7 protein-coding genes are annotated in these 13,846 nt (G+C 53.9%); 2 read left to right on the top strand and 5 right to left on the bottom strand.

The window, feature by feature from the left end:
• Position 1: 1 nt before the first annotated feature.
• A complete protein-coding gene (locus MKX51_RS10960; RefSeq protein WP_340992362.1) occupies positions 2 to 1,822 on the bottom strand; it encodes a sensor histidine kinase in 1,821 nt (606 codons plus the stop codon).
• Between the two features lie 426 nt (positions 1,823 to 2,248).
• On the opposite strand from MKX51_RS10960, the gene MKX51_RS10955 reads away from it, so the two are divergent.
• Positions 2,249 to 7,483, top strand: a complete 5,235-nt coding sequence (locus MKX51_RS10955; RefSeq protein ID WP_340992361.1) for an S-layer homology domain-containing protein — start codon at positions 2,249 to 2,251, stop codon at positions 7,481 to 7,483.
• Positions 7,484 to 7,602: 119 nt separating this feature from the next.
• Here MKX51_RS10955 and MKX51_RS10950 read toward each other — a convergent pair whose 3' ends face one another.
• Complete coding sequence (locus tag MKX51_RS10950) at positions 7,603 to 8,631, bottom strand: aldo/keto reductase (RefSeq protein ID WP_340992360.1); 1,029 nt, start codon at positions 8,629 to 8,631, stop codon at positions 7,603 to 7,605.
• Positions 8,632 to 8,819: 188 nt separating this feature from the next.
• On the opposite strand from MKX51_RS10950, the gene MKX51_RS10945 reads away from it, so the two are divergent.
• On the top strand, positions 8,820 to 9,437 hold the full coding sequence (locus MKX51_RS10945; RefSeq protein ID WP_340992359.1) for a TetR/AcrR family transcriptional regulator: 618 nt from the start codon (positions 8,820 to 8,822) through the stop codon (positions 9,435 to 9,437).
• A gap of 111 nt (positions 9,438 to 9,548) precedes the next feature.
• Here MKX51_RS10945 and MKX51_RS10940 read toward each other — a convergent pair whose 3' ends face one another.
• From MKX51_RS10940 to MKX51_RS10930, 3 genes are all read right to left on the bottom strand, one after another.
• The gene (locus MKX51_RS10940; protein ID WP_238649503.1) at positions 9,549 to 9,746 is read right to left on the bottom strand and encodes a hypothetical protein; all 198 of its coding nucleotides are present in this window, start codon (positions 9,744 to 9,746) and stop codon (positions 9,549 to 9,551) included.
• 14 nt (positions 9,747 to 9,760) lie between these two features.
• Entirely contained in the window at positions 9,761 to 10,924 is a 1,164-nt protein-coding gene (locus MKX51_RS10935) for a glycoside hydrolase family 27 protein (RefSeq protein ID WP_340992358.1), read from the bottom strand.
• A gap of 1,087 nt (positions 10,925 to 12,011) precedes the next feature.
• Positions 12,012 to 13,718, bottom strand: a complete 1,707-nt coding sequence (locus MKX51_RS10930; RefSeq protein ID WP_340992357.1) for an RICIN domain-containing protein — start codon at positions 13,716 to 13,718, stop codon at positions 12,012 to 12,014.
• Positions 13,719 to 13,846 lie beyond the last annotated feature (128 nt).

Here is a 13,846-nt window from a genome sequence, read left to right as displayed (position 1 = left end):
CTCAATAAGCCCCCTTCCTGTCCCGAATAGGAATTGTGATCACGAATACCGCACCCTGCCCCGGACTGCTCTCGAACGATACCCCGTACGGCTCGCCGTATAACCGGCGTATCCGCTGATGCACATTGGTAACGCCGATGCCGCCGCTGTCCTCTGCACCGCCCAGTCTGCTGCGCAGCTTCGCTGCCGCCTCAGCGCTGATGCCCGCACCGTTGTCTCTGACCGTAATGGTGAGTTCAGCATTCCCGGCCCGCCGGACCTCAATAGACAGCAGCCCGTCCTCCTGGTCGGCAATTCCGTGGAAGATCGCATTCTCGACCAGCGGCTGGATGCTCAGCTTCGGAATCTCCTGCTCCGCAAGCGTCTCCTCCACTTCCGAATGGAACTCGATCCGGTTGAAATACCGCACCTTCTGAATGATTATATAATGGCCGATGTGCTCCAGCTCCTCACGGATCGGCACCAGCCGATTGTCCGTCTTGGCAGTATAACGGAGCATAGAGATCAGCGCTCCGGTCATCTCAACAATCTTCTCCGACTGCTGCATGGTGGCGATCCATTTGACTGAATTCAGCGTATTGTACAGGAAATGCGGACTGATCTGGGCCTGCAACGCGCGAATTTCAGCCTCGACCTTCTGCTCCTGCTCCACGTAGATCCGCTCCACCAGCTGCTTGAGTTCAGCGGACATCTGCTCGAACCGGCTGGCCATGACACCGATCTCATCATTCGAGCGGACCGCCGGGAGATTATCGAATTTCCCTTGCTCCACCAGCGTCATATTGCGGATCAGCTGCTTGATCGGCCGGGTGATCAGATTCGACATGTACACCGAGCTGGCCAGGGCGAACAGGATAAGCACGACAGCAATCGTCCACAGATTCCGCTTCAGGATATCGCCTTCCACCGCGAGCTCTTCCACGGGCATATACATATAAGTCTTCCAGTTATGTTCCTCAAATGGCGACTGGATCAGAATATAGTCCTTGCCGGATACACGGACAATCTGCCTGCCTGAACCTGCGGCAAGTTCTTCCTCACGCACCGGAAAAAGTGTCCTGAACGGCTTGCCGATCAGGTTATAATTGTTGTTGAATATAATCCTGCCGCTGTCATCGGTAACGGTGAAGGCCGAACGGTTGCCTGCCTCCATCCGCTTGTTCAGCCGGTTGATGAAATCTATGTCTACACTTACCGCCATTACGCCGATCAGCTTGCCGTTCTCCATATCGAAGATTTTACGCAGATTGTAAATCGTCCAATTGCTGTCCGCCTTGGTCTGCAGGTCCAGCCGGGTCGGCAGATCGCGCGTAATATCGTCAGAACGCAGGAATTCGGTGAACCAGTCCTCCTCACGGGGGTTATACGTATAGTCGACAGGCTTGTTCGGGGCCACATAGAGGTCGCTGCCATTCACCAGATTGTAGACATAGATAGAGATGGCGCGGTCCTTCATCGTGATGTAATTCATCAGCAATTGCGTGGCCTGAAGTTCGTTCGTCACAGAGCTGTCGTGCAGATAGTTCTGTACCGGGTAGTTCTCCTGCGAGACGGCTGAGATGTAGCTGTTAATCCCGTAGCTGGCGATAAGCGAAATCTGCTTCGTGTCCTCCAGGAATTCCTCGATGCGGATATTCGACTGTCTCGTCACATCGGCCAGCAGGTCCGTATATTTACGTTCAAGCATCTGCTGGGAGGAGATATAGGAGGTAACGAACAGAATCACAACCGGAATCAGAATGGCCAGCAGGAAAAAGAACAGCATTTTGTTCTTCACGCTCACAAAACGGCGGCTGGGCTTCAAGGTGAAGGGAGCTTTCAAGTCATAACCTCCGGCAGCAGAGTTGGTGGAACACCTTTGTAGAATACCTTTAATGATAGACTCCCGGCTGCTTTCCCGCCACCCTGCTCTGCATGTCTTTTTTTTACTCTTTTCGTTCCCTTTTTTACATGTAGGGGGATTACGGGGAAAGGGCTGGCAGGATTCTACGGCTCCCGCTTCTGCTTCCCTGTCTGCCCGCTCCAGGCAGTAACCCAGAGACGTAAAGAAAGGAACAAAAACAGTAAAAAAGCTTGATTTTATAGTAAGGGTCATTCACTTAACATTCTCGGTGAAGCGAAGCAGCAATGACAGGGAGGTTGCGGTGCCTATGCGGAGATAAGTGTTAGTGAATAGAGAATTGTTTCAAGTGCGCAGACCGTTCTATTAGGACAGGTATCCCCAAAAAACAAAAGAGGTGAGTATCTATTGAGGCTATATCTTAAGCGTTCACTGATATCTATACTGGCAATTCTGACTCTTCTGCCCTCCAGTTTGGCAAGCGCTTCCACAGCTCCGGCCGCAGACCCGGTTCCTGTGGCAGATTCTGTATGGGTGACTGATTCGGAGTTAGTAACCGATCCGGTTCCGGCACCTGATTCCGATGAAGTGCCTGCTTCCCCGGCAGAGCCGGATGCTGCTGCGGTGGCGGACGCTGCTGCACTGCGGGAGGCGGCTCCTGTTCAGGAGACTGCGCCGGATCAGCTCCAGTTGAAGACCGCTGCTGAGGCGGCCCCGCTGTTCCAGTGGAGCTTCCGCCCCGGACAGGTGCTTGACCGCACCACGGTGGTGAACAGCGTCTACCCCGATGCGGCCGCTGAACGTGCTGAGCTTAAGGGAGTAGCAGCCATTGTCTATGACGACCAGCGCGGAGACGTCCTCTCTTTACCAGGCGGCGGGAACGGTACTGCCTGGCTGAAGCTGCCCGATCAGCTCTACAGCAGGATCAAGGATGAACTGTCCATTTCCTTTTGGGCCAACATCGACTCTTCGGCTAACGCCTATAACCGTCTGCTGTCCTCCACAATTGCCGAGAAGGGGCTGACGAATGCCGGGGTAAGCGGCTGGCAGGACTCCGAATTCATTATCATCGCCGGGGACGGCACGTTCAGCAACCGGGTCTATACCGGCACGAATCCAAGTCAGATTGCCAGCTACAAAGGCGATATCGTCTGGAACCGTAACCCGGCCAAGGGCAAATGGCAGCAGGTGACTGTCACTATGACCAGCAGCGGGGCCTATGAGGTATACCTGGACGGTGTTCCCGTTGGCACCAAAGGTCTGGATCAGGGCAAAAGCTCCCCTGAAGCGACCATGTCCTCCGTTCTGGAGCATTTCTTCTCGCGTGATTATCTGAACGCGCTGAAATTCAACGATTTCGGCAGATCACTCTATACCTCGGATGGAGATATCAAGGGGAAATTCGACGATCTGCGGATCTATAATGTCCAGTTAAATGCCACTCAGGTCAGCGCACTCTATGCGGCGACGAAGCATGAAGAGAACACTTCAGCCAAGCCGGCCAAAATCTCGGTCGATCTGGCAGACCGCTCGCTCGGACCTGTATTCCATGGATCTTCCGGCGCACTGTATGCGATCAGCGAGCCGAATGTGCCGGATATCAATACACTGATTCCGATCAAGCCCTCGCATATCTCCCAGAAGCCGCCGAACGGCATCCAGCATCCGACCGGCGACGCGCTGCGGGTGTCGGACTATTTCTTCGAGGCTGGCGGGGAAGCTGTAAATATCGTCATGCAGGATTATTATCAGCATTGGTACTATCCGTCCAGAACGGCTGACGAATATATTCAGGAAGCCGTCATTCCGATTACAACAGCTGTCAAGGCCTACAAGCAGCAATGGGAGGCCGCGAATCCGGGACGGGATGCGGATGCCAGATTCATCTATATCCCGTTCAATGAGCCGGAGCAGAACAATACCCGTTATCCCCAGCTGCTGGCGGATAACCAGACAGGCAAGAATTCAAGAGCCGTATTCAACAGCGACTGGCTGGCGGTAACGAAGAAGATCAAGGAGATTGACCCCGGGGCAGTCATTTCGGGAGTGAATCTAACCCAGTACGGAGCCAAGGTATTCGAAGATTTCATTCCCTACTGCGTAGAGAATGACTGTCTGCCGGACATTATCAGCTGGCATATGCTGTGGGACAAAGCCTTCAACCAGGCTCCCTCCAACGTAGCCACCTTCCGGACGGTGGAAGAGAGGTCCGTGCAGCGCTATCGGGAGCTGTACCCGGACCGGACGGTCCCCTTCCCGATCAAGGTGGACATCAATGAGTATGCAGCAACCTCGGAGATTGCCGTAGGCGGCTCGCTGATTCATTACATCGCACGTTATGATGAGCTGAAAATGAACAGCATGCTGCCGTATTGGAACACGGCCAACTCCTACGGGTCCCTGCTCGCCGGGCAGAATGAGCCTAACGGGGCATGGTGGCTCTACAAATGGTATGCCGATATGATGGGCGGCGACATGGCCAAGATTGAGGTCATCAACGCGAGACATGAGAATGACGCCTTCGGCCCCGGCTTGTACGGGCTAAGCTCCATTCAGGACAACAAAAAGCAGGTCAGTATCGCGTTCGGAGGCACACAAGGAGACGGCCAGATCGTGTTCAACAACGTGACCGGCAACGGGAACAGCCCCTCCTTCCTCACAGAAGCAGAAGCGGTGCATATCACCGTATGGCATGCTGGATATACGGGCTTGACCGGATTTCTCGTAGAGCCTACCCAGATCCTGGACCGTGATTATCCCGTCAAGAACGGCTCGGTCACACTGGATGTCAACCTGAACGATTACACCTCGGCGTATTATGCAGTCATTACTCCGGCGGTAGCTCATGCCCCGAAGGAGACTTTCTATAAGCGCTTCGAGGCTGAGAATGCAGAGGTGCGGACCAATGTGACACTGACGGATCACTATCCGCGCAAGAGCACCGGACGCTCCGCCTCGAACGGCCAGTATGTCCAAGGCATCAAGGCTGCGGACAGCCTGGTGAAATGGACGGAGGTTACGGTTCCGGCAGACGGGAGCTACCGTCTGGATCTGATTGGCGGCAGCGGCGCAACCTCCACCCTGCGCAATCAATCCAATACCGGAGATGCGAATCAGCGCATCAATTCCGAATGGTTCATCAAGATTGATGATCAGCCGGCAACGAAGGTGGTTCTGCGTGCGGATTACAACATGCAGCTGCTGGGAGGCAATACGATTTTTGCCGATCTGACGCAAGGGACACATTCCATCGGCATCAGCAAGTACAACCCGGATACGGGAGAAGCGGGCCAGGGCGAGTCCACCCTTGATGCGATGGAATTAACTTATAGCGGTGTGTTGGGCGCAGAGCCGAGCTACCGTGTTCAAGCGGAATTCGCCGACTATGATTCTGCGCTGGGATTATCCAGAGAGAGCAGCCTCGAAGGCTTCGAGGGTGCCGGATATGTGACCGGTTACGGCAGCAGCCAGAACGCCAATACCCGCTTTGTGGTAAGTGTGCTGCAAGACGGCATGTATGATCTGCAGATTCGCTATGCGGCATCGGGCGCGGGCAAATTGCAAATTCAACATGACCGCAAGCCGCTCGTGGATCTGCCTGTTACCGATACTGGCGGACAATGGCAGACCGCTACAGTACCAACCTTCTTACGCACAGGCATTAACCTGGTTGATGTGCGTTCCAGCGCTGCGCTTAGCCTCGATTATATTAATGCAGCCTTCGTCAGCCAGACTTCTGTATATTCCGTTGAAGCAGAGGCGGCAACGGTCGTAGGTACTCCGGCCGGCTCCGAGCTGCCGCTCATCCGCGAGGATGCCTTTGCCAAATACGCTTCCGGCGGCAAATATGTGAACGGCATTACCTCTTTCGACGGAGCAGAGCGGTATCTGGAGCTTAAGGACATCACGGTGTCCAAAGCAGGCACCTACAAGCTGGTCGTTACCTACGCGAACGGTGAAAGCGCCGGGACGCACGCCTACAACAATGACGTTGTTGAACGGTATGCGCAAGTAAGCGTCAACGGGGGCGAGCCGCAGACGGTCTTTTTCAAGAACACCATCTCATGGCAACAGTTCGCCACACAGACCTTTGATGTTGAACTGAAAGCAGGCACCAACAGCATCCGTTTCTCCAATAATAATACGTATGACGGCGGGTCTAACCCTTATGGAGGAACCGGGGCGCAAGGCTTCACTCCTTACACAGCGGTCCCGCGCCAATACGCGCCTGCGTTCGACCGGTTCGATATTTATGCCCGGCATACGCTTGCGACTGACGGCGGTGGTGATCCCGGCGGCGGTAACAACGGCGGCGGTGATCCCGGCGGCGGTAACAACGGCGGCGGTGATCCTGGCGGCGGCAACAACGGCGGCGGTGATCCTGGCGGCGGCAATAACGGCGGCGGTGATCCTGGCGGCGGCAATAACGGCGGCGGTGATCCTGGCGGCGGCAATAACGGCGGCGGTGATCCTGGCGGCGGTAATAACGGCGGCGGGAACGCCGGGAGTGGCAACGGCGGTGGCTCTACCGTTGGTTCGGTCACCCCTGCTCAGCCGGAAGCACCAAGCGGCAGCGGCCATTTGACCGTCGAAGCAGAGGTTACAGGAACTACTGCTACAGCCACACTGGACGCGCAGAAAGTAAAAGCGGCAGACCAGATCACCGTCTCGTCTCCGCTCGGCACCTTCCACTTCCCTGTCAAAGCGGTTGATACCGCAGCTTGGGGACAGCAATTGGGAACCGGGGACTGGAAGCTTAAGGTCAGTATGACGGTCCTGCCGGAACAGCGGCAGCAAGAGATCCTTCAGGCTGTTCTGGCAGCCAAGGGCAAATTAATCAGCCAAGCCATTGAATACACGGTAACAGCTGAAGCCAATGGACGTACGGTGGAGATCCCGGGCTTCAAGGGCAGCTATTCCCGGCACACCTTGCAGCTTGATGCTCCGGCGGACAGCCGCAATGCGACTGTGGTGCGGATCGGGAAGGACGGAAGCTTCACCTTCGTTCCGGCGGTCTTCAACGGCACCAGTGTAACCTTCTACAGTCCAAGTAACGGTACGTTTGCAGTGATTTCAAGCAACAAGACATTTGAGGATATCAAGGAGCACTGGGCACAGGCATCCGTCGAAAAGCTGGCCTCCAAGTACATCCTCACCGGCTTAACGGACAGTAGGTTCGCACCGAACGCTACCACAACCCGCGCGGAATTCGCAGCGATGATGGTTCGTGCGCTGGGCTACTCCTCCTCCGGTTCCGCAGATGTTTCGTTTAAGGATACCCCCTCCGGCGCATGGTACACCGGAAGTGTCGGAACAGCCGCTGAGCTGGGTCTGGTGCAGGGTGGAACGGACAATAATTTCCGGCCAAGCGACATCATTACCCGACAGGAGATGACTGTTATTCTGGTTAAGGCGATGGCCCTTGCAGGCTCGCCGCTCCCAGCTTCAGAGCTTCAGCCTACAGCCTTCAAGGATGCCGACAAGATTGCGGGCTGGGCGCAGCAGGATGTGGCCAAGGCAGTTCAGGCCGGCCTGATCACCGGGACACCGGCGGGGCAATTCCAGCCGGGTCAATCCGCAACCCGTGCGGAGGCGGCAACCGTCATTCTCCGCTTGCTGATGCAAGCGGAATTAATGAACTAACTCCCGGTGATTTAGCATCCTTCATCCCTCTAAATAAATAACTCAGCGGCAGAATAGGGCGGGTACCCGCCCTATTCTGCCGCTGTTGTTGTTATATACCTAAGCTTCCCGTTCGTGCTCTACATGTGCCGCCTGCGCTGTTCCGGCTCCATCCACTCCGGAGTCCAGGTTTGTTCTTTATCATCCACCCGCTTGCCTGGCGGAACTATACCATCAACCGCATCCAGCACCTCTGTGCTGAGCCTGATCCCCGCACCGGAGATATAGGCATTTAATTGGTCCAAGGTCCGTGGCCCCCATATAGTGGAGGTGACGGCCGGATGGCTTTGTGTAAAAGCGATGGCCATATCCGCAAGTTCCATCCCGGATTCATTGGCCAACTGCTGCAATTGGGCAATGATCTTGAACTTGTTTTCATTTTCGGCTAATTCCGGGTCGAGATTATCCATGTATCCTTTTAATTCGGAAGCGCGTGTGCCGCGTTGTGCAGGCTGGCCCGGTTTATATTTGCCAGTCAGCAAACCCCCGGATAAAGGACTATACACAAATAGAGACAACTGGTATTGCTTGGCGATTCCGGCAAGTTCAAATTCCATGCGCCGGTTAATCAACGAATAGGGTGTCTGTTCACTTACAAAACGCTGAATATGATACCGGTCACTAATCGCCTGTCCATGCACAAGCTGCCCGCCGAGGTGATTGGAGGTACCGATATGATGGATTTTCCCCTCCTTCACCAAATCGTTCAAGGTAAGCAGAATTTCTTCATAGCCCATCCACTCCAGCGGAAGATGAAGCTGATAAATGTCTATATAATCGGTTTGCAGGCGTAACAGACTTTGCTCGACAGCCGTCCGTATCCAGCGGCGTGACCCGCCGCTCTGATTGATTTTCTCAGAAGACTCCGCACCAAATTTAGAAGCCAGCAGAACATCCTGCCGTCGGTGCTTAATGGCTTGGCCTATTACACGTTCTGATTCCCCCTTTCCGTAAATATTAGAGGTATCCACCAGATTAATCCCGTAATCCAAAGCCTTATCTATGATTTGCCGGCTCTCTTCTTCACTTGTCCTGGTTCCAAAACCAGACCCGCCGAGCGCAAAGCTGCTGACCTTAGTACCTGTCTTTCCAAGATAACGATATTCCATGATCATCCTCCTAGTTAAATTCCTGCCATGGCGAAGATAATGAACACGTGTTGATTCCAGCGCTAGGACCCATTATAATCAGGCATAACAAGGAGATCAATGAACATTAGAGGCAAAGTGTATATTAATAGATACAATGTCAATAGTGTTGATAAAATAATGGTTATCCGTACAAAGGAGCTCCGCCCATGATTGAACGTAGTACTGACATGAGAGCCGTCCGCAGCCGCACTCAAATGGAAAACGCCTTATTGTCTATCTTGGAGAAGGAAGGAATTAAAGGGCTGAAGGTCAAAAACCTTTGTGAACAAGCAGGGATTAACCGGGGCACCTTCTATTTGCATTATAGAGATATTTTTCATCTGATTGAGGAGACATCATTTTTCCAAGGACTATTAGAGGTATTTGCGCCTATCCAGATGCAAGAGTTAATGGACTATCCTGATCCGCAAGCAGCATTCCCTCCTATTACTAAGGCCTTTGAGTATATGCAGCAGCACGCCAGTTTTTTCAAGGCGCTATTCCATCCGGATGCTCCGGCTGAGATCCAGGAACGGCTGCGTTATCTGACCGGTACACGCTTATATGATCATCTGAAGCATCAGCAACCGGAGATGGATAAAGAAAGCCGTCTGTTTACTGAATATGCCATCGCTTATTTGGGTAACGCACAATTTGGGCTTATCCATCACTGGTTTACGAGCGGCCGTGCCATGCCGCCTGAAGACATAGCCAGAATGTTAACCGTATATATACGGAATGCGCCCTGTCTTGACAACACTGATCCTCTAACAACACCCCCATAAAGTGGGGCTTTAGCTTCGATGATAAATCAGGTACTTTACGGGGACCCCAAAACATATACAGAGCAGCGAATCTCCATTCATGGAGACCGCTGCTCAGGCTTGTCAGTAACGTTAACGGAACAACACACATTTGCCGGATTCCCGGAAATACTTGATCAGCTTCTCAATCGGCTCACGGCCGCATTTCAGCTGTTCCCCGAGACAATCGATGCACAGGAAGTCCTGGGCATTGCGGGTGACCAGCTTCAGGTAAATCGCCACATCATCCGTCATTAAGGGGACGCCGCATTTTCTGCAGGTTCTGCTCATCTTTTGGCTGCCTATTAGACGATCTTGGCCCGTACAATCAGACAGTCATGAGCCGGCACAACCGGAGCGAACCGTTCTCTGAACACTCCAAGCTCCTTGTGCTCCCAGCAGTCATACAGCGACAGCGATTTGCCGGAGGCATACGGAAGCCCGAAATCCCAGAATTGCAGCGACATCTCTCTTTGACCATCACTCAGATTGAAGAACCCGATTGCGAGGTCACCGTCCGCCAGCACTTTGACCAGCATGAACACTTCATTGGTATGGAACCACTGCGGCTCCGGCTTAATGCGGTAAGCCCCCCGGCCCTCGATATCCTGATTGATGGCAATCAGATCGGGGTTAAGCAGAATGTTCTTGGTGGCCTCGTTCGCCTTGCGGATATCACTGCCGATCATCAGCGGAGAACCCATCAGGCTCCACAGCGAGAAGTGTGTCTTGTACTCCACATCCGTGCAGCCGCCGATCTGGCTGCCGATGAAGTCGCTGTTGCTCCCCCCGTACATGCCCACAACGAGCATATCCAGGTCGTTATGGCAGTACGCACCGGTGTAGGGGGCTTTATCGAGCTGCGACAGGGCCAGGGTCTTGATCGATTCCCAGCTGTCCTGAATGTCGCCGGTGGAACGGTACATATGCGCGCCGGATTCACGAATCCACTGGTAGACATTATCCTCACCCCAGTTACATGCGGAGAAAAGAATGTCTCTTCCACAGTTCTTAAGTGCGAGACTCATCCGCTTGTACAGCAGTTCGCCCGACATATGTCGCGGCTTGAAGCAGTAATCATACTTCAGGAAGTCTACGCCCCATTCCGCCAGCGACGCGGCATCCTGGAATTCATGCTCGAAGCTGCCCGGATACCCTGCGCAGGTATGCGTTCCCACACAAGAGTACATGCCGAACTTCAGTCCCTTAGAGTGAATATAATCTGCAACCGCCTTCATTCCGTTCGGAAATTTAACCGGATCAGCCACCAGCTTGCCATCCTTGTCCCGTTCCTTCAGGCTCCAGCAGTCGTCAATAACAATGTATTCGTACCCTGCATCCTTATAACCGTCCGCCACCAGTGTATCGGCCGCTTCCCGGATCAATTGCTCGTTGATATCCCAAGTAAACGTGTTCCACGAATTCCATCCCATCGGAGGCGTTAAGCCAAGCTGTTGCTGTTTGTCCATGATTTGTATTCATCCTTTCGCATTATGACAGGAATTGATCCCTGGGAAAATGCTGTATTATTTATGTATTTAATCACACCCAATCCTTGTAATCTATAGCTTGACGTTGCTTTCATATGGATGGATGTTGCTTTTCTTATATAAGGAGTGAGAGAGTCGAAGGTGTAAAGAGCTTGGTTTGTTTTATGCGGATTGTGATGCTTGTGGGCGCATATGCAGCAACTTCGGCGGGAGTGGGCGGGAGTACGTGTTGTTTTTCCAACCGTTGCTGTAGGAGAAGCCTTCCGTTCATCAGTAAGTGTATAGAAGGCAATTGTTTCCCTCCGCACATTAGCGCCCGGCGCTCCAGCCTCCGACACCCGTCTCCCACATGCCTCCGCAGCGCTGAATGTAATCGGTTTTCCGATTACATTTCGCCCACGCGCCTCCGCAGCGCTGAATGTAATCGGTTTTGCGATTACATTTCGCCCACATGCCTCCGCAGCGCTGAATGTAATCGGTTTTGCGATTACATTTCGCCCACGCGCCTACACACACGCCCGATGTAATCGTTTTTCCGATTACATTTCGCCCGCACGCCTCCGCAGCGCCGAATGTAATCGGTTTTGCGATTACATTTCGTCCGCACGCCTCCGCAGCGCCGAATGTAATCGGTTTTCCGATTACATTTCGCCCACGCGCCTACACACACGCCCGATGTAATCGGTTTTGCGATTACATTTCGCCCGCATGCCTCCGCAGCGCTGAATGTAATCGGTTTTGCGATTACATTTCGCCCACGCGCCTACACACACACCCGATGTAATCGGTTTTGCGATTACATTTCGCCCGCATGCCTCCGCAGCGCTGAATGTAATCGGTTTTGCGATTACATTTCGCCCGCTCGCCTCCGTCCTGCCCGATGTAATCGGTTTTCCGATTACATTTCGCCCGCACGCCTCCGCAGCGCCGAATGTAATCGGTTTTGCGACTACATTCGGCACTCGCACCTCCCGCACGCTCAAAAAAGCCCCCTTTCCCCGCGCGGCAATCCGGTACTGTCCCGGACCGCCCTGCAGATGGAGAAGGGGGCTCTTACCATAAAGCTCTAGTTCACCTGGACCAGCTTCCACTGCTGGTGCAGATCCCCGCGGTAGAGGTTCTGCTGGAGCTTCGCTCCGTCTGCGATGGAGGCTCCTGTGACTTCGACTGCCTTGTTACTGTTCACATTAAGAATGCTCCAGTAGCCGTTGCTCAGCTTGATGAGCCGGAACTGCTGGGCGGTATTGTTCAAATCCTGCATCAGCTGGATGGCTTCGCCGTTATTCTTCGTGCCGTTACGCACATCCATCACCTTATTGTCGGAAGAATTCACGCTGCGCAGCCGGTAAATATTATTGTACGTACCCATATCCGTAACCGTCCATTGCTGAGCCAGCGCGGTGTTCTCCGGCCACTGCTGGAGCTGAAGGGAGTTCGTATTCTGCCCGTTCGGAACGTCAATCGCTTTGCCGGACGCCCGGTTGATCAGCTTATACTTCGCATTGTTGGTGACCCCGTTCCACACCCCGTTCCAGGGGTTGAACTGTGCCCGCTCGTAATACCATTCGAAGATAAAGCGCGCCATGCCGTCCCGGGTGGCGTTGCCGTCATAGAGCAGCCCGCCGTCGGGATCGGCGAAGGAGCTTTTGGGACCGGGATTGAGCAGGAAGCCGTTCATATGGACCGCAATGCTGACATTGCCGGCGGCGGTGAAGATCGCTTTGGTATTCTTGCCGAAGCCTGCGTTCGTACCGTTGAACAGATCCCAATACGCGGAATCGCCCGGCTGGTTCTTGAACCAGGTCGTTTCAGTAATATTGATCGGGTAAGCATCGGCAGCAGGCTTGATGCTGCTATCCCAGATCTGCTGAAGCGAGTTGTAATTGTCATAAGCGCCGTAGCCCGGATACCAGTGTACGGCATAGCCGTAATTGTTCAGCGGATCGGTCAGCGGACTGGATGCCGTCAGCTGATAATGCTGATCCCAGCCAAGTCCGGAAGCCCAGATCACATTATCCGCGCCCTTGCTGCGGATCGTGGAGATCATGGAGTTCTGGAAGTTCTTCAGCGAATTCCAGAACGCTGCGAAGTTAGGCTGGGAGGGATTGCCGCCCCATTGTCCGTTCACATCGCTCAGCACCGGCTCGTTCACCAGCTCGAACATGACATTATCCGCGCTCTTGAGTCCCGGCTGGGAGGCCAGGTAACCCCAGATCTGATTGAACTTGTCCAGATTGGCCTGGGTGGTCGCCTTATTGTCCAGCAGGGTGAAGTCCAGCCCCAGCGTGACATACAGCCCCTTCGTCTTCGCATACTCCACATAGGGAATGATCAGATTCTGGGTAGCTGCCTGAAGGCCCGCGAAGTTATACGTTCCTGCTGCGACATCGCCCATATCCTCCCGGTCGATGAACAGGCGGACCTGATTCGAGTACCAGCCGTGGCTGTTGCCGTATTTGCCGGAGGTGCTGGTGAAGGTATCCGTGATCTCCTTCAGGTACTCCAGAGTAGCCTTATGCCGGTTCCCGCCGTTGCGGTTTAGGTAATAATTGCTGTTCTGATACGTCCAGTAAGCCCCGGTAGGCTGATGCCAGCCGCTTAGCAGCACAGGCTGCCCGCTGCTGTTCACCAGCTGATTGCCGCTTACATGCAGCTTGGGAACAGGCGAACCCTCCCAAGCGTTTGCAGTGCCGCCGCCGGACTGCATCGGCGTCAGCAGCAGGGCCAGCATCACCAGCAGCTTCATGGATAAGCTTAACTTCCTTTTTCTCACAGATACCCATCTCCTTCTCATGAACGTGTAATCGGCAGATGCCGTCTTAATGAAAGCGAATACATCTGAATTGTACTCTGCGGGGAGACGGGCTGAAACCTGTGTGATTATAGTTGATAGACTTACAA

This window comes from Paenibacillus sp. FSL M7-0420 (genome assembly GCF_038002345.1).
In the GTDB taxonomy this organism is placed as follows: domain Bacteria; phylum Bacillota; class Bacilli; order Paenibacillales; family Paenibacillaceae; genus Paenibacillus_AQ.
This window is presented reverse-complemented; position numbering and strand designations above follow the sequence as displayed.